The 17,888-nt window shown below is 63.2% G+C and carries 16 protein-coding genes; 3 read left to right on the top strand and 13 right to left on the bottom strand.

Annotated elements, in window-relative coordinates:
* Positions 1-430: 430 nt before the first annotated feature.
* The 11 genes from nhaA to AACH55_RS11305 all read right to left on the bottom strand — a co-directional run bounded on the left by nhaA (position 431) and on the right by AACH55_RS11305 (position 10,265).
* A complete protein-coding gene (gene nhaA / locus AACH55_RS11355; RefSeq protein ID WP_338719701.1) occupies positions 431-1,618 on the bottom strand; it encodes a Na+/H+ antiporter NhaA in 1,188 nt (395 codons plus the stop codon).
* Between the two features lie 109 nt (positions 1,619-1,727).
* Entirely contained in the window at positions 1,728-2,645 is a 918-nt protein-coding gene (locus AACH55_RS11350; protein ID WP_338719699.1) for a DUF2145 domain-containing protein, read from the bottom strand.
* A 19-nt stretch (positions 2,646-2,664) separates the two neighbouring features.
* Positions 2,665-3,165 carry a hypothetical protein gene (locus AACH55_RS11345; RefSeq protein ID WP_338719697.1) on the bottom strand — a complete coding sequence of 167 codons (501 nt, stop codon included), beginning with the start codon at positions 3,163-3,165 and terminating at the stop codon, positions 2,665-2,667.
* A gap of 299 nt (positions 3,166-3,464) precedes the next feature.
* Positions 3,465-3,902, bottom strand: coding sequence for a universal stress protein (locus tag AACH55_RS11340; protein ID WP_338719695.1), 438 nt, complete (start codon positions 3,900-3,902; stop codon positions 3,465-3,467).
* Positions 3,903-4,060: 158 nt separating this feature from the next.
* Positions 4,061-4,861 (bottom strand): N-formylglutamate deformylase, encoded by an 801-nt coding sequence (hutG, locus tag AACH55_RS11335; RefSeq protein WP_338720278.1) that lies wholly within the window; start codon positions 4,859-4,861, stop codon positions 4,061-4,063.
* A 19-nt stretch (positions 4,862-4,880) separates the two neighbouring features.
* Entirely contained in the window at positions 4,881-6,329 is a 1,449-nt protein-coding gene (locus AACH55_RS11330; protein WP_338719693.1) for a formimidoylglutamate deiminase, read from the bottom strand.
* Positions 6,330-6,418: 89 nt separating this feature from the next.
* Positions 6,419-7,087 (bottom strand): HutD family protein, encoded by a 669-nt coding sequence (locus tag AACH55_RS11325; RefSeq protein ID WP_338719691.1) that lies wholly within the window; start codon positions 7,085-7,087, stop codon positions 6,419-6,421.
* Positions 7,077-7,850: an amino acid ABC transporter ATP-binding protein gene (locus AACH55_RS11320; protein ID WP_338719689.1), complete on the bottom strand. Its 774-nt coding sequence runs from the start codon at positions 7,848-7,850 to the stop codon at positions 7,077-7,079. The genes AACH55_RS11325 and AACH55_RS11320 overlap by 11 nt, the downstream gene beginning before the upstream one ends.
* Positions 7,850-8,515 (bottom strand): amino acid ABC transporter permease, encoded by a 666-nt coding sequence (locus AACH55_RS11315; RefSeq protein WP_338719687.1) that lies wholly within the window; start codon positions 8,513-8,515, stop codon positions 7,850-7,852. Before AACH55_RS11315 ends, AACH55_RS11320 begins: the two co-directional genes overlap by 1 nt.
* Positions 8,516-8,630: 115 nt before the next feature.
* Positions 8,631-9,383: a glutamine ABC transporter substrate-binding protein gene (locus AACH55_RS11310; protein WP_338720276.1), complete on the bottom strand. Its 753-nt coding sequence runs from the start codon at positions 9,381-9,383 to the stop codon at positions 8,631-8,633.
* Positions 9,384-9,527: 144 nt separating this feature from the next.
* A complete protein-coding gene (locus tag AACH55_RS11305) occupies positions 9,528-10,265 on the bottom strand; it encodes an IclR family transcriptional regulator (RefSeq protein ID WP_338719685.1) in 738 nt (245 codons plus the stop codon).
* A 261-nt stretch (positions 10,266-10,526) separates the two neighbouring features.
* On the opposite strand from AACH55_RS11305, the gene AACH55_RS11300 reads away from it, so the two are divergent.
* Genes AACH55_RS11300 through prpF form a run of 3 tightly spaced genes read left to right on the top strand, consistent with a single transcriptional unit; the run spans position 10,527 to position 15,111 of the window.
* Complete coding sequence (locus AACH55_RS11300; protein WP_338719683.1) at positions 10,527-11,249, top strand: GntR family transcriptional regulator; 723 nt, start codon at positions 10,527-10,529, stop codon at positions 11,247-11,249.
* A 53-nt stretch (positions 11,250-11,302) separates the two neighbouring features.
* Entirely contained in the window at positions 11,303-13,924 is a 2,622-nt protein-coding gene (acnD, locus tag AACH55_RS11295; protein ID WP_338719682.1) for a Fe/S-dependent 2-methylisocitrate dehydratase AcnD, read from the top strand.
* Entirely contained in the window at positions 13,921-15,111 is a 1,191-nt protein-coding gene (gene prpF, locus AACH55_RS11290; protein WP_338719680.1) for a 2-methylaconitate cis-trans isomerase PrpF, read from the top strand. The genes acnD and prpF overlap by 4 nt, the downstream gene beginning before the upstream one ends.
* A 62-nt stretch (positions 15,112-15,173) precedes the next feature.
* On the opposite strand, the gene dld is transcribed toward prpF, so the two are convergent.
* Both dld and AACH55_RS11280 read right to left on the bottom strand, forming a co-directional pair.
* Entirely contained in the window at positions 15,174-16,880 is a 1,707-nt protein-coding gene (dld, locus tag AACH55_RS11285) for a D-lactate dehydrogenase (protein WP_338719678.1), read from the bottom strand.
* On the bottom strand, positions 16,877-17,887 hold the full coding sequence (locus AACH55_RS11280) for an ABC transporter permease (protein WP_338719676.1): 1,011 nt from the start codon (positions 17,885-17,887) through the stop codon (positions 16,877-16,879). The genes dld and AACH55_RS11280 overlap by 4 nt, the downstream gene beginning before the upstream one ends.
* Position 17,888 lies beyond the last annotated feature (1 nt).

Genomic DNA, 17,888 nt, shown 5'->3' with positions numbered 1-17,888 from the left:
GTGAAAATGTCGAAACGACAATATCCCCGGCTTGCTGCGGGCGCTGTTGTCAGTAGTGTCAGCATCGGCGCCCTGCCACGCCGCGCCGTTACAGGCCCGTGCAAGCATGGTGCTACTGCCAAAAGGTGGTGTAAAGCATCGTCTGTTCTGCGCAGCAGCAATTCAAGGCCGAGCTGGTTGATGTCATTTCGTTGTCATAGAGGCGCACTTCGCGATGTGAAACCGGAAAGGCCCTTTCCACCCGGAATCGCACCGTTGATGTGCAAAAACTTAATTTTTATTTAATTTTTTGCGTCGCAAAACCGAAAGTTGCGAAATCGTCGCCAAACGACGACTCAGCGCAGCTTGTGGGCGAATGCTCGGCGCTTTTACGTGACAGCGCGCCGAGTTACCGTGACGAAAACAAGCGTCGCAGTGATGTTCACCGCACTTATATCTCTTTGCGCCACAACACCAGCGTGCCGAGCAGACCGGCGAGGATCGAGCCTCCCAACACGCCCAGCTTGAGTTGGGCCTCAAAATCGGCACTGAGGCCCTGGAAAGCCAGGCCACCGATGAACAGACTCATGGTGAAGCCGATGCCGCACAGCATGCACACGCCCACGAACTGTCGCGTGGTGGCACCGGCCGGGGCCGCTGCCAGGCCGCTTTTGATCATCAGCCAGGCCGCGCCGAAGACGCCGATGGTCTTGCCCAGCACCAGCCCGCCGGCAATGCCCAGCGGAATCGGCGCGAACAGGCTGCCCGGCGACATACCCTGCAGCGAGACGCCGGCATTGGCAAAGGCAAACATGGGCAGTACCAGGAAGGCCACCCAGGGATGCAGGCCATGCTCCAGCGCTGCGGCCAGCGGCTGGCCTTTGGCATCGCGCATGGGGATGGCCAGCGCCGTGACCACGCCGGCCAGCGTAGCGTGAATACCCGACTTGAGCACGCACACCCAGATCACCAGGCCGACCACCAGATAGACATCCGCGCGCCGCACGCCACTGCGATTGAGCAGCACCAGCAGCAGCGTCCCTATCCCCGCACTGGCCAGCATGCCCAGCGACAGGTGGTCGGTATAGAACAGGGCGATCACGACGATGGCACCCAGGTCATCGATGATGGCCACGGCCGTCAAGAACACCTTGAGCGAGGTCGGCACGCGCGAGCCCAACAGCATGACGATGCCGATGGCAAAGGCGATGTCGGTGGCGGCTGGAATGGCCCAGCCGCGCAGGGCAACCGGATCGCCGAAGTTGATGAGGGCATAGATGCCGGCCGGCACCAGCATGCCGCCCAAGGCGGCTGCGGCCGGCAGGATCGCCTGCTTGCGCGAAGCCAGTTCGCCCTCGACGAATTCGCGCTTGATCTCCAGACCCACCAGGAAAAAGAAGACCGCCATCCACAGGTCGTTGACCCACAGCAGCAGCGGCTTGGACAGCACCACCAGACCGCCGACATCGACCGTCCCCGGGATGCGGGTGAAGGCCTCATAGGCCTCGCGCCAGCCGCTGTTGCTGATGATCAGCGCCAGCACGGCGGCGATGGCCAGCACGATGCCGCCAGCGGCTTCATGCGCAAAGAATCGGGTAAAGGCGTTGCCGCCGTGGGTCTTGCTAGGGGATGTGGTCAATGCCGGCTCCTTGTTGGCCTCGTCGAAACAAGGGCCGACTGTAACAAAGGCAGCAGCTTTTCTCCAGACTTCTTCGGCCGGGAGCCCGTAGATTGAATATGAACAGGCCCTAGTTCACGGGCAGAACCTGGTCGTCGGCCGCGGCCACACAGCCATCCGGAATCTGGCTCCATCCCCGGTGGATCACGATGCGGTCTTCGGCCATGCACATTTCGACCCGATAACTCTGCGGATCACGGCGATGGATGAAGGACTCGATGGCAGCCGGCATGGTGACCTGGTACAGGTTCTTCTGAAGATTGGCCGCAGGATGATCGACATCATGCAGCAAGGGAATGAAATGACTGGCCCACATCAGATAGTCGTGCTTCACGTTGATGTCGGTGGGCCGGAAATCGCTCTCGCGCAGCCATTGCTGGGCTGCAGCGCGGGCATCGTCCTTGAGGCGCAACTGCCCCCAGGCGAAGGCCAGCATTTCCATGAGCCACTGGTTGCAGTTCTGGAACTGCGTGGAAAAGGGATAGGCATTGGCACTGTAACGCTGCCCCAGCAGTTGGCTGGTGAGCTTGTCGTCCTCGACCGCGCGGCGCATCTCCACGCCCAGCACCCCGGGCACGAAAACCAGCGACACGTAGGCCGTGGAAGCGCTGTCGTTATCGATCAGGAAGCCGGCGATCCCCTGATCGTAGATGTCTGGCTTCTCTTTCTCGCATTCATAGAACAGCTGGCGCACATGCCAGGACGCCTTCTCGCTGCGGACGGCCAGGCCGGCGTGGGAATAGCGGATGTTGAAGCGGTCCAGATCGATGGCCGAGCGGGAGATGATGGCACTGCCCTCACCCGAACGTTCCAGTTCCGCCCGCACGGTGGAAGCAAAGAGCAGCACGCGGTTCTTCTGGGCCGCACTCAGTTCCAGGGACTGGTCGCAATAGACGAACAGGTTGGCTGCATGCGGCTGCGCCATGGCGCCCAGGGTTAGCACGCAAAGAAACGCCTGCAGCCAGGCGCGGCACCAGGAAAAACTCATGCTCGGGCAACCAGCGGGATTACTGCAACGCCACTTGCCGGGCCGGAAGATCGGCCATCCATTGGTCGTTGAGGACTACAACGAAGGGGTGCTTGTCGTAGTGCTGATAGAACGCCAGGCCATAGGGCTTTTGCGCCGCGTCCACGATTTGTCCCACGCCGAGATTGACGTTGGCGTAATCCTGAGCCGACACATACAGGTAGAGATCCGGTCGTTGCTCGTCGCCCTGGGCTTTCAAGGTCAGCCGCATCTGGTCCTCACGATTTTCCGCTACCTTGATATCGGTGACCTCGTAGGGGCCGTGCGTCTCTTCCACCAGGGTCATCACCGTCGAGGTGGCCTTGCTGATGCTGTCAGAGATACTGGTCACGGTGCCGCTGACGCTGAGCGACACGGAGACCGAGAAGCCCTTGGCAAGGGCATGCTGGGAGCCAAGCAGGAACAAAAGCGCCATTGCCGACGCGCAGGTCTTAGTTAGTCTTTTCATGTAGTGGATGGCTGCGTGGTGCTGGAGTTGCATCTGGCACGGGTCGGTGGCACCAGACCGGCCAGGTTCTCATGGGGCTATCTTCGGCGTGAGTCTATCCTGCGCGATCTGCCCTGCTACCGATCTTTGCGCAGACTGATCGTTATTATCGGAACCTGACGCTTGTAAGCGCACCCTTAACGCTTCGATTTATCGCAGCGCCCCAAAACAAAAAAGGGCCGTCCCTCTCCACAGGAACGGCCCGACCCTCCACACCACAAACCTTCACGACGATACTTTCAATCGCCCAATGCGCACCGCATGCTGAGCGCATTTCTTCATCTTTTGCCCAATCAGCGGTAAACCAGCACCGGCACCTTGCTGTGCGCCAGCAGCTTCTGGGTCTGGCTGCCCAGGAGCAGCCGGCCCAGCGTGGAGCGCGCCTCGGACGCCATGATGATGGCATCGCAATGCTCGCGCTCGGCCACGCGCATGATCTCTTCATAGGGGCGGCCGCCCTGGGCCACCTGCACCGTGCAGGGCACGCCTTCTTCACGTGCCATCGCGGTGATCATTTCAACGCTGGCCAGTGCACGTTCGCGGCCGGCTTCCTCGGTGCGCGCCACATCCACGCCCACGCTGACTTCAGGAATCGACAGTGCCCGCAGATTGCCCGCCACCGACAAACCGATCAAGGTGCTGCCGCAGCTCTTGGCCAGCGCAATGGCGGCCTTCACGGACTCGTTGCACAGACGGGAACCATCGGTTGCCAACAGGATGTTCTTGAACATGATGACCTCAGCAGGTGACTGGATTGCGTTGACTTGGTATGACTGCATACTAAGCCTCACCGAACTGAACGGACTTGACATGCATCAAGCCGCACCGGCTGCACCGCCAGAGCTGGCGTGCATTTGCGCTGGATCAAATGGCGCCGCGCGCGAGCGCCTCAATCGGGACGGAACGCCATGAAGCGTGTCACCAGTTGCATCAGCACCGGCTTGAGCTGTTGGGTCAGTGCCGGCTGCAGCGCATAAGGCGCCTGCTCCTGCATGTAGCTGCGCTGGGCCAGTTCCAGCTGGATGGCATGCACCTGCTGTAGCGGCTGTCCGTAATGACGGGTGATGTAGCCGCCCTTGAAACGCCCGTTGAGCACCGCCGGATACTGCGGCGCCAGTTGCTGCGCCAGCGCCAGCAGGTCCTCGCCCAGGCCGGGCGCGCAGGCAGCGCCGCTGGCGGTGCCAAAATTGAAGACCGGCAGCTCGCCCTCGAACAGATGCGGAATCAGCGAGCGGATCGAATGCGCATCCCACAGCAGCGCGTACCCGTGTCGCGCCTTCAACCTTGCCAGCTCGGCCTGCAAGGCGGCGTGATAGGGATACCAGTAAAGTTCAAGACGGCGTGCGATCTCGGCACCATCGGGCTCACAACCGCTGCGGTACAGCGGCACGTTGTCGAAGGTCGTCAATGGACAGAGCCCGGTGGTGTTCTGGCCCGGATAGAGGCTCTGTCCGTCGGCTGGCCGGTTCAGATCGATCACGTAACGTGAATGAAAAGGACGAATCACCGATGCCCCCAGATCGGCGGCAAAGTCATACAGTTCGGCGATGTGCCAGTCGGTATCGTCGACCTGCAAGCCAACCTGGCTGTACGAAGATGTCAGATCCGCGGGCAGGCGGGTGCCGACGTGCGGCATGGAGATGAGCAAGGGCGAACTGCCCTGGTGCAGGTGGAATACCTCTTGCGGCATGACGGGCATGGTTGTTTCCTCAGTCCTTGAGCAGATCGGCAATCGCACGGCGATAGGCCTGACGGGCCGTCTCCTGCAGGGGATGGCGGCCCGCCGTCACCACCTGGCGGCCACCGACGTAGACATCCTGGATGGGCTGGCCGTCGTGCTCGCAGAACACCAGGGCAGAGAGCAATTGCGCCGGGCTGCGATCGGCCAGATTGACGTCTTCCCCATCGAGCAGCACGAAGTCGGCCCGCTGACCGACCGCCAGCCCGGCCACTGCACGCCCGGTCGCGGCGGCGCCTCCCGCCTGGGCCTGGACGAACAGGCGGTCGGCGGTGGCCGGCACGGATTCGGAAGCCAGCACGTTGCGCCGCCGGTGATGCAGGCGCTGGCCGTATTCCAGCAGGCGCAATTCGGCACGCAGATTGATGGCGATATGGCTGTCCGATCCGATACCCCAGCGTGTCCCCGATTCCAGCAGTTGTCCGGCATCGATGATGCCGTCGCCGAGATTGGCTTCGGTGGTTGGACACAGCCCGACCACCGCCCCGCTGGCCGCCAGTCCACGGTATTCCCCCAGGTCCATGTGCGTGGCATGGATGAGGCACCAGCGGGCATCCAGTTCCTGCTGCGAGAGCAGCAATTGCACCGGCCGCTGGCCGCTCCAGGCCAGGCAATCCTGGATCTCGCGCCATTGCTCGGCAATGTGGATATGAATCGGGGCATCCCGGCCGCCAGGCTGTTGCCGCAATCCGCTCACCAGTTCATCGAGCCCCTCGGGCGACACTGCGCGCAGGGAATGCGGCGCCACCCCGTAGCGCCGCATGGGATTCTCCGGCAAGACCTGCTGCAGGCGCTCGCGCAAGGCCAGCAGGCTCTGCGGCGAACCGAGGAAGCGCGCCTGCTCGGCCGAGGCCGCCTGGCGGCCGAAGCCGCTGTACTGGTACAGCACCGGCAGCAGCGTCATGCCGATACCGGCTTCAGCGGCAGCCTGCATCAGGCGCAGCGCCAGTTCGGCGCGATCAGCATAGGGGGTGCCGCCGGGGGCGTGATGCAGGTAATGGAATTCGCAGACCGAGGTATACCCCGCCTTGAGCATCTCGATGTAGAGATGGCGGGCAATGGCTTCCAGATGCTCGGGCTGCAGGCGCTGCGCAAACCGGTACATCAGCTTGCGCCAGCTCCAGAAAGAATCCGACGGGCTGCCCATGACTTCGGTCAGGCCGGCCATGGCGCGCTGGAAGGCGTGCGAATGCAGATTGGGCATGCCGGCGATGACCGGGCCGCACGCGCTTCTGGCCTCGCCAGCAGCACTGCCAGGGCTGACGTCGACCAGATTGCCGGCAGCGTCCCAACGCAGCAGGACATCCTTGCGCCAGCCTTGCGGCAACAGGGCCAGCGGGCAAAACAATGCATCCCCGGACTGACCATCGGAGCGATGCTGATGCAGGTGTTGCGGCGTATGTTCGCCAAGCGAAACCATGTGCTCACCTTCTTATTGGCGGTTTTGTAGTCTAAACCGGACGCTTCGCTGCCGCTCGCGCGGGTGGAATCAGCAAGGCGCCGGTCCGTTCAACGCTGAGATGCGTGTCCCCTCTCGCGGGTGCGCAGGATGCAGACCACCAGCACCACCGATCCCGGCGCGCAGAGCAGATTGGGCAGGTCTGCCGCGTGGTCCTCGCGCAGGCGGGCAAATTCGCCACGGCGCAGGGATTGCCGCAGCCCGTGCCGATCCGACAGGCAAGCCGCACCCTGTGCGACATAGAGCAGCACGCTATGTCTGGGCAGGCAACGCGGTTTGCCCTCGCCCAGCACCAACACCCTGCCCTCGGCGCACTCGCGCCGCACCATCAGGTTGAAGTCCAACGTGGGCGCGCCATGCAGCCGCACCGTGATGGCTTGCTCGCCCGGGAAGGGATAAGGCACGAAACAATGCGCCAGATCATGCACCTGCCGACCCTGGCTGTGCATGCTGAAGCCGTCGCCTTCGAGCAGGACGATGGTGCGGTCGATGCCGGCGAAGGTGGAAAATTCGCCATCCATGCCCACGTCGGCCACACTGGCGCGCCAGACGAAATGGGCGAAATCCGCACCGGGCGGCTCCACGCACAGTTCGCGGGTCTGGCCGCCCTCGTTCTTCCAGGGTACGGCGTCAATGCGCCCCAGCTCACCGACGTACTCAATGGCACTGACCTGCGCAAGCGTGCCGGACACCGCCGCCGGATGGACCTCAGCGACCATGCACCACCTCGCGGGCCAGCATGGTTTGCAAGAAACTGCGGGTGCGCGCTTCCCGGGGTGAAGTAAAAATCTCGGAGGGCGGACCGGCTTCGACGATGCTGCCGTGATCCATCACCACCACCACATCGGCGACTTCGCGCGCAAAGCCCATTTCATGCGTGACGATCAGCATGGTCATGCCTTCGCCGGCCAGATCCTTCATCACCTGCAGCACTTCACCGACCAGTTCGGGATCCAGCGCCGAGGTCGGTTCATCGAAGAGCATCACCTTGGGTTCCATGGCCAGCGCGCGGGCAATGGCCACCCGCTGCTTCTGGCCACCGGACAAGGTACCGGGATAATCCTTCGCCTTGTGCTCCAGCCCGACCTTCCTGAGCAGGCGCAGGCCCTGCTCCTGGGCCGCCTTGCGCGGCAGGCCGCGCAGGCAGGTGGGCGCCAGGATGATGTTGTCCAGCACGCTCAGATGCGGGAACAGGTTGAAGGACTGGAACACCATGCCCACCTCGGCGCGCAGGGCGTCGAGACTGTCCTCGGGCATCATGCGGCCGCCCTCCACCACCGGATGGCCGCAGACCATCACCGTGCCGCCCTCGGCGGTTTCCAGCCCGTTCAGGCAGCGCAGGAAGGTACTCTTGCCGCTGCCGCTGGGGCCGATGATGACCACCACCTGGCTGGGCGCCACGGCGAAGTCGATGTCCTTCAGGACGAGGTGGCTGCCGAAGGATTTGCGCAAGCCCTTGATGTCGACGATGGCCTGTTGCATCACACCCTCCCTTCCGAACGCAGCACTTTTTCGATGCGCCGCAGCACCAGCGTGGTCACGCCGGTCAGTACGAGATAGATGAGCGCGATGACCAGATAGGTTTCCAGCGAGCGGTAGGTGATGCTGATGATCTTCTCGCCTTCATGCATCAGGTCGGCAATGGTCAGCAGCGACACCAGCGCCGAGTTCTTGATCAGCGCAATGAATTCATTGCCCAGCGGCGGAATCATGCGCACGAAGGCCTGCGGCAGGATCACGCGGCGCATCGCCATGCGGTACGGCAAGCCCAGCGAACGCGCCGCTTCCATCTGGCCGCGCTCGATGGACTGGATGGCGCCACGCACGATTTCCGACACGTAGGCCGCGCTGTAGATGCCCAGCCCGAGGATGCCGCATACATAGGCGGGCAGGATCACGCCCACATGCGGCAGTCCGAAGAACCACAGGAACAACTGCACCAGCAAGGGCGTACCGCGCACCAGCGTCAGATAGAAGGTGCAGATGGCATAGAGCGTGCGGCGGCGCGGATTGAGCCGCCCCAGGCCGACCAGCAGGCCCAGCACGCAACCCAGGACCAGCGAGGCGGCGGTGATTTCCACCGTCACCAAGGTGCCGTGGAGGAGCGAGGGCCAACTGTCCCAGACGCCCGAAAAATCCAGTTTCATGATGTGCTCCGGCAAAAGGAGACCCTTGCCCGGTCAATGACGAACGGGCCAGGTCACGCATGCACAGGGGGGATGAATGCGCCCGGCGAACCCGCCCGGCCGGGCGCTCAGAACCTTACTCGCTCTTGCCGAACCACTTGTCGGTCAGCGCGGTATAGGTGCCGTTGATGCGCAGGGTCTGCAGGGCCTTGTTGAGGTGCTCGGCCAGTTCGGTATCGTTCTTGCGCAAGGCGAAACCATACAGCTCGGTAGTGAGGCCCTTGTCCAGCACCCGCACCAGCGGCTGGGTACGGGCATATTCCACCGCCGCCGGACGGCCGGTCACCACGGCATTCACACGGCCGGTGGCCAGCAGGTCGAACATGGCCTGGTTCTTTTCCACTTCCACTCGCTCCACGCCGGGGAAGTTGTCGCGCAGGTAGCCCACCGATTTGGTGCCGACCTGGACCGAGACGCGCTTGCCGCGATTCAGATCCTCGGGCACCTTGATACTGCTGTCATCGCGGCGCACCAGCACGGCCAGGCCGCCCCGGTAATAGGGATCGCTGAAGGCCACCACCTTGCGGCGCTCGTCGGTCATGTAGATGGCCGAGGCGGCAATGTCGAAGCGGTTGGAGATGAGGCCGGGGATCAGGCCCTTGAAATCGATGTCGATCCACTGGATCTTCTTGCCCATGGTCTTGGCCAGGGCTTCCATCAGTTCGACATCGAAACCGGTGCGTTTGCCATCCTTGACGAACTCCATCGGTGGGAAGGTGGCATCGGTGCCGACCCGGATCACGTTGTCGGCCGCACGGGCGGCGGGCGCGGCCGCCATTAACAGGACCAGGCTGGTCGTGAAGGCGCAGAGCAGCTTGCATAGCTTCATCATGAGTTCCTCAATAGAAACGACGATATCGACTGGACGCCGGGAACCGGCGCAACGGACAGCACATCCCTGGAGCCGGTCGGCCCCCCCCCTTGTCCAGCCAGCACCGTCTTCTGTGGACGGCGCAACCTGAACCTGACTGGCTTAAAAACGATTACATATGCGCTGAGCGGCCTCCACCGTCATGCGTACCAGCTCCTGTTCGCGGTTGCCCACGCGCAGCGCCGGTGCCATCAGGGTGATGGTGCCTTCCAGGCGGCCATTGGAGGTCATGATGGGAACCGAGACGCCCCACACGCCCAGGTCCACTTCACTCTCGCTGATGGAATAGCCGCGGCGGCGGATCTCCTCGAGTTGCACCTCCAGCGCGGCGGCTTCCTCGGGCTTGTCGCCCAGCTGGTCCGCCAGCAGTTTCTGCTGCAGCTTGCGTGGCATGAAGGCCAGCAGGCTTTTGGCCGATGCTCCCTTAAGCAAGGGATGTGCCCGGCCCTTGGTGAAGGAACAGCGCAGCGGCTGGTCGCTTTCTTCCATGGCAATGCACACCATCTGCCCATTGATCGGCACCAGCAGGCCCACGCTCTCGCCGCTGCGCTGGACCAGCGAAATGATTTCTTCGCGGCTCTGGCTGATCAGGTTGGAGTTCTGATCGAATCCCCAGGCCAGTTGCACACCGGTCGGCCCCGGCTCGAAGGTGCCCGAATTCATGTGCTCCTGCAACAGTCCCCACTTCTTGAGGGAGGCCAGGTGGCGATAAACGGTACTGACCGGTTGTTGCACCATGGCAGCAATCTGCTTGGCACTGACGGGCTTGCCGGCACGGGCCACGCCGGAGAGTACGTGGAGAACGCGGTCAACGATGGTAGAGGTTTGTGGTGAGTCCATGGCGGCAATATAAGGTTAGTTTCTCACTTTAGGCGAACGATTCCCGCATATGAGGAAATTTATAGAAAAATTTTGAAGCTCTTATTCATATATTCCCAGCGGGCGGCTGAATTTTCTCACCTGTAACGAAAATTGCCTCATGCTATTTTTTTACTATCCAGTGCCGAAAATATTCTAGTGTCGACACTTCTTCCATTTTTTGGGCAAGATGCTATGATTAAACGCATCAAATCCTAAAGATTGTTGACACGGTAAAAAACCATGAGCGAGCTCATTACACTGCCGGGCACAGACCGCGAGGGAGAAACGCTCTCCGAACACGTTTTTCGCAAAATCCAGAGCGCCATCGTGCAGGGTGAGATCGCCCCCGGCAGCAAGATTTCCGAGCCGGAACTGGCCCGTACCTATGGCATCAGCCGAGGGCCACTGCGTGAAGCCATCCATCGCCTCGAAGGCCAGAACCTGCTGGTGCGCGTGCCGCACGTGGGCGCCCGGGTGGTCTCGCTGACGCTGGAGGGCCTGGTGGAACTGTTCCAGATCCGCGAATCCCTGGAAGGCATGGCCTGCCGCCTGGCTGCACAGCGCATGAGCCGGGCCGAGCTGGACGAACTGCGCCGGGTGCTCGACACCCACGAGAAGGACGAAGCCTTCCAAGCCGGGCGCGGCTACTATCAGCAGGAAGGCGACTACGACTTCCACTACAAGATCATCCAGGCCAGTGGCAACCAGATCCTCACGCGCATCCTCTGCGGCGAGCTGTACCAGCTGGCCCGCATGTACCGCATCCAGTATTCCGCTGCCCCCAACCGGCCGCGCCAGGCCTTTGCCGAACACCATCGCATCCTCGATGCGCTGGCTGATGGCGATGGCGAACTGGCCGACCTGCTCATGCGGCGCCACATCGGCGCCTCCCGCCGCAACATCGAGCACCAGATCGCCCAGGCCGGGCCCGGCAGCACCGGCCAGCAGCGCGACCAGGCCTGAAGCGCATCCCCTGCACAACAACCATTCCATCAACGAGACACGAGCCAACCGCCATGAATACCCAATACCGCAAGCAACTGCCCGGCACCCGACTGGATTATTTCGATGCCCGCGCCGCCGTGGAAGCGATCCGTCCCGGCGCCTGGGACACCCTGCCCTACACCTCCCGCGTGCTGGCAGAAAACCTGGTGCGCCGCTGTGATCCTGCCACCCTCACCGATTCGCTGCGCCAGCTGATCGAACGCAAGCGCGAGCTGGATTTCCCGTGGTTCCCGGCGCGCGTGGTGTGCCACGACATCCTTGGACAGACCGCGCTGGTGGACCTGGCCGGCTTGCGCGACGCGATTGCCGACATGGGCGGCGACCCGGCCAAGGTCAATCCGGTGGTGCCGGTGCAACTGATCGTGGACCACTCGCTGGCGGTGGAATGTGGCGGCGATGATCCGCAGGCCTTTGAAAAGAATCGTGCCATCGAAGACCGCCGCAATGAAGATCGCTTCCACTTCATCGACTGGACCAAGCTGGCCTTCGAGAACGTGGACGTGATCCCCCCCGGCAACGGCATCATGCACCAGATCAATCTGGAGAAGATGTCGCCGGTGATCCATGCCAAGGATGGCGTGGCCTTCCCCGACACCCTGGTCGGCACCGACAGCCACACCCCGCACGTGGACGCGCTGGGCGTGATCGCCATCGGCGTGGGCGGCCTGGAAGCCGAAAACGTCATGCTGGGCCGCGCCTCCTGGATGCGCCTGCCCGACATCATCGGGGTGGAACTGAGCGGCCGCCGCCAGCCGGGCATCACTGCCACCGACATCGTGCTCTCGCTGACCGAATTCCTGCGCAAGCAGAAGGTGGTGGGCGCTTATCTGGAGTTCTACGGCGACGGTGCTGCCAGCCTGACCCTGGGCGACCGCGCCACCATTTCCAACATGGCCCCGGAATATGGCGCGACCGCCGCCATGTTCTCCATCGACCAGCAGACCATCGATTACCTGAAGCTGACCGGCCGTGACGATGAACAGGTCAAGCTGGTGGAAACCTATGCCAAGGAAGCCGGCCTCTGGTCCGACACGCTAGCCAAGGTCGAGTACGAGCGCGTGCTGCGCTTTGACCTCTCCACCGTGGTGCGTACCCTGGCCGGGCCGAGCAATCCGCACAAGCGCCTGCCGGTGTCCGAGCTGGCCGCGCAAGGCATTGCCGGCAAGGTCGAGAACGAACCGGGCAAGATGCCTGATGGCGCCGTCATCATCGCCGCCATCACCAGCTGCACCAATACCAGCAACCCGCGCAACGTGATCGCCGCCGGTTTGCTGGCGCGCAATGCCAATCGTCTCGGCCTGGCGCGCAAGCCTTGGGTGAAGAGTTCGCTGGCGCCCGGTTCCAAGGCGGTTGAACTGTATCTGGAAGAAGCCGGCCTGACCGCCGACCTGGAGAAACTGGGCTTTGGTATCGTGGCGTTTGCCTGCACGACCTGCAATGGCATGTCGGGTGCGCTCGATCCCAGGATCCAGCAGGAAATCATCGACCGCGACCTCTACAGCACTGCCGTGCTGTCCGGCAACCGCAACTTCGATGGCCGCATCCATCCTTACGCCAAGCAGGCCTTCCTGGCTTCGCCACCGCTGGTGGTGGCCTATGCCATCGCCGGCACCATCCGCTTCGACATCGAACAGGACGTGCTGGGCGTCACCGCCGAGGGCCGCGAAATCCGCTTGAAGGACATCTGGCCCAGCGATGAAGAAATCGACGCCGTGGTGGCGACCGCCGTCAAGCCGCAGCAGTTCCGCAATGTCTACACGCCGATGTTCGCCGCCCGGGTCGATCGCAGCCAAGCGGTCAGCCCGCTGTATGACTGGCGCCCCCATAGCACCTACATCCGCCGCCCGCCGTACTGGGAAGGCGCGCTGGCCGGTGAGCGTACGCTCTCGGGCATGCGGGCGCTGGCGGTGCTGGGCGACAACATCACCACCGACCACCTTTCGCCCTCCAACGCCATCCTGCTCGACAGCGCCGCCGGCGAATACCTGGCCAAGATGGGCTTGCCGGAAGAAGACTTCAATTCCTACGCCACCCACCGCGGCGACCACCTCACTGCGCAGCGCGCCACCTTTGCCAACCCCAAGCTGTTCAACGAGATGGTGAAGAAAGCCGACGGCAGCGTGCAGCAAGGTTCACTGGCGCGCCTGGAACCGGAAGGCAAAGTCATGCGCATGTGGGAAACCATCGAAACCTACATGGAGCGCAAACAGCCCCTGATCATCATCGCCGGGGCCGACTACGGCCAGGGCTCGTCCCGTGACTGGGCCGCCAAGGGCGTGCGCCTGGCCGGGGTGGAAGCCATCGTGGCCGAGGGCTTCGAGCGCATCCACCGCACCAACCTGATCGGCATGGGCGTGCTGCCGCTGGAATTCAAACCCGGCGAGAACCGCAACACCTATGCCATCGACGGCACCGAGACCTATGACGTCATCGGCGAACGCCGTCCGCGTGCGGACCTGACGCTGGTCATCCATCGCAGCAACGGCGAGCGTGTGGAAGTGCCGGTGACCTGCCGCCTCGATACCGCCGAAGAAGTCTCGATCTACGAAGCCGGTGGCGTGCTGCAGCGCTTCGCCCAGGATTTCCTGGAAGCCTCCGCCAACGCCGGCCAGAATGCCAAGGAACAAGCATGAGCCAAGTCCCCCAAATCCGCATTCCCGCCACCTACCTGCGTGGCGGTACCAGCAAGGGTGTCTTCTTCAAGCTGGATGACCTGCCCGAAGCTGCCCGTGTGCCGGGCCGTGCCCGCGACAAGCTGCTGCAACGGGTCATCGGCAGTCCCGATCCCTATGGCAAGCAGATCGATGGCATGGGTGGTGCCACCTCCAGCACCAGCAAGACCGTCATCATCTCGCGCAGCGAGCGGCCCGGCCATGACGTCGATTACCTGTTCGGCCAGGTCTCCATCGACAAGGATTTCGTCGACTGGAGCGGCAACTGCGGCAATCTGTCGGCCGCCGTGGGGCCCTTCGCCATCGCTGCCGGGCTGGTCGATCCCTCCAGGCTGCCGCAGGATGGCGTGGCCGTCATCACCATCTGGCAAGCCAACATCGGCAAGACCATCGTGGCCCACGTGCCGATGCGCGGCGGACAGGTACAGGAAACCGGCGACTTCGAACTGGATGGCGTGACCTTCCCGGCCGCCGAAGTGCAACTGGAATTCATGGACCCCGCCGCCGAAGAAGAAGGCGCCGGCGGGGCCATGTTCCCGACCGGCAACGTGGTCGATACGTTGGAGGTGCCCGGCGTGGGCAGCTTCCAGGCGACCATGATCAATGCCGGCATCCCGACCATCTTCCTCAATGCCGAGGAGATCGGCTACACGGGTACCGAGCTGCAGGATGCCATCAACAGCGATCCCGCCGCGCTGGCCCGCTTCGAGACCATCCGTGCCCATGGGGCGATCCGCATGGGGCTCATCAGCAAGGTGGAAGAAGCCGCGACCCGGCAGCACACCCCCAAGGTGGCCTTTGTCGCGCCGCCCAAGGAATATGTCTCTTCCAGCGGCAAGACCGTCACCGTGCAGGACACCGACGTGCTGGTGCGCGCCATGTCCATGGGCAAGCTGCACCACGCCATGATGGGTACCGCCGCGGTGGCCATCGGCACGGCCGCGGCCATTCCCGGCACGCTGGTCAACCTTGCTGCGGGCGGCGGCGAGCGCAACAGCGTGCGCTTCGGCCATCCGTCCGGCACGCTGCGCGTGGGTGCGCAAGCGAAGCTGGAAGGCGGACAATGGGTCGTTACCAAGGCCATCATGAGCCGCAGTGCGCGCGTGCTGATGGAAGGATGGGTGCGGGTGCCGGGGGATGCGTTCTGAGCCGCAAGTAGGCTGCCTCTGCGGCAAGACTAGGGCCTGTGCAGATTCAATGTGAACAGGCCCTAGCGCCAGTGCTTGCGGCGTGAAGTCTGGCCGATGCCGGGATTGAAGCTGTTGGTCGGGTCCAGCCGGCGATAGAAGTCTTCTAGCGCGGGTTCGGCCCGATATTGGTGTCCCACGTTGTGTTCAGCCGGATATCTGGCCCCCTTGGCCTCCAGCAGCGCCAGGATGGCTTCTTTGATGGCGTCGCAATTCTCGCCCTTCCTGACCAGGTATTCCTGGTGCATCACGTGGCAAAAGAAGTGGCCGCACAGCATGGTGAAGCGGATCTTTTCCGCAAGCTTTGCCGGCAGGTGTTCGAACCAGTCCTGCATATTGCGCGGCAAGGCGACGTCCAGCGCCACGATATCTTCCACCTCATCCACATGCACGGCGCGATAACGCACGATGGCCGCGCCCACGACAAAACGGTTCAGGAACGCGGCGCGACCCTCCTCCTCCTCGCATTCGAAGAAATCGCCGGTGGCTGAAGGAAAATGTTGCTGTAGCAACCGGCGCGCCTCTTGCACACCCTCCTCGTTCATTTTCAGCAGCAGATGATGCTCATAGCGGTTGCGCCAAGCGATCAGCCGTGCCGGCAGGTGTGACGGCAGCCAGCCTGAGAGGCGCTGAAGCAGGCGGTCCGTGCAGCCCGGTCGCAGCCCTAGCTTGTCCAGCCATGCATCGACCCGGCTCTTGATCGCATAGGCTTGCATCAGCCGCTCGGTGCCGCAGCGGCGGATGAAGAGAAAGAGGTCCTTGCCATAGCGCTCACTGGCCTCGAAGGCCGAGCGGTGCATGTATTCGCCTGCGATGGGCAGGTGCTCGGCATGCGTGAGCATACTGCGCCGGAACGCTTCCAGCTCGGCAGGGTCATTGCTGCCGATGTAGAACACGGTAGGCGTGAGATCAGCGGCGAAGGTATCAAGCCGCAACGCAAACACCACCACGTGGCCGGCTGAGCCCGAAGCTTCATATAGCCGTCGAGGGTCCGCGTTGTAACGGGCGGGGGTAGCGGCCTGGACATCCCTTACATGCCGGGCATACTCATGATCGGAGGCGTGGCGGGTGCAATGGCGGGAATTTTCGTTCACTTCGGACAAATTCCCTTGCTCCAACCGGGCCAGTATCTCTTCCGGGGTGGTGCCCAGCTCCAGGCCAAGATGATTGATCAGTTGCAGCTGTCCCTGGGAGTCGACCTGGGCATACAAGGCTAGTTCGGTATAGGCTGGACCGCGCCGGATCAGGGAGCCGCCGGAGTTGTTGCAGACGCCGCCGGTGACCGATGCCCCCATGCAACTGGAACCGATCACCGAATGCGGCTCGCGGCCCAGAGGCTTGAGCCGGCGTTCCAGCTGATCTAGCGTCACGCCCGGCTGGGTCACCACCTGCAGTCCCTGGTCCAGCAGATCCAGGCGTCGCAGACGTAGGGTATTGAGCACGATCACCGGGCGGTCATAGCCGCCATCGGCTGGCGTCGAACCACCGGTCAAGCCGGTATTGGCTGCCTGGCATATCACGATGACGTCAGCCGCATGGCAGGCCTGCAATACGCGCCACATTTCGACCAGGCTGCCCGGGCGCACGACGGCGGCGGCTTCCCCCTGCCCGTAGCGATAGCCACGGCAGTAACGCCGCTTGGCTGCGGCACTGATGAGCACCTGACGTGGACCCACGATGCCGCGCAGCTTGCTCAGCAAGCTCTCCACCGTCTCGATGTCGGGGCTCATTGCACGAAAAACCGCACGCGGATGGCGTCGATGGCCACCGCAATGAAGATCATCACGCCACCGATCATGCCCACATAGAAGGACGGCACGTTGATGATGGCCAGCCCGACCTGGATCACCGTAAGCAGGAGCACACCGCCTAGGATGCCCAGCACGCTGCCGCGCCCGCCGAAGGTGCTGACCCCGCCGATGATGGGCGCCGCAATCGCATACAGCAGGTAGCTCGCGCCCTGGTTGGAGGTGATGGCGATCTGCCAGGAGGCCAGCAGATACCCGGCCACGCCAGCCATGCAACCGGCCAGTGCATAGCAGATGATCTTGATGCGATGCACGCGGATGCCGGCCGCGTGCGAGGCCAGCGCATTGCCGCCCACCGCATAGATGGAGCGGCCCAGCACGGTCCGCCGCAGCATGACCGACATAACCAGCAACGCAATGACGAAGATCACCGGCATCAGCGGCCAGCCGCCCAGGGTCGCCGAGCCGATCCAGATGTAGCCATCGTCCAGGTTGGTGATGGTCTTGCCCTGGGTGAGTGCCAGCAAGGCGCCTTGCAGCACGATCATCATCGCCAGGGTCTGGATCAGCGAGACCATGCGCAGGCGCGTAATGCACAGGCCATTGAACCAGCCGATCAGGGTCGCCACCGCCACGCCGGCCAGCATGGTGAGCCACCAAGGTCCGCCCACGCTGGCGTACAACCAGGCGCCGATGGCCGAGGAAAAGCCCAGGTTGGCCGGCAGCGACAGGTCGATCTCTCCCACCAGCAAGGGCAGCGCCACGGCCAGCGCCAACATGCCCAGCACGGTGGCCTGCACCAGGATGTTCTGCAGATTCATCACACTCAGGAAGAACTGGCTGAACAGGCCAAAGCCCAGCACCAGTGTCACCAGCCAGATCCAGACCACATTGCGCAGGATCCAGGCCAGTAGCTGGCGTGACTTGCGCGGCCCCGGGGCGGAATGATCGGGATCCGGCGTCGTGCCGATCTCGGTTGCGGTTGTCATG

The organism is Herbaspirillum sp. DW155, from assembly GCF_037076565.1.
GTDB lineage: Bacteria > Pseudomonadota > Gammaproteobacteria > Burkholderiales > Burkholderiaceae_D > Herbaspirillum.
The sequence above is the reverse complement of the archived record's forward strand: the minus strand, read 5'-3'. Positions and strand labels throughout refer to the sequence as shown.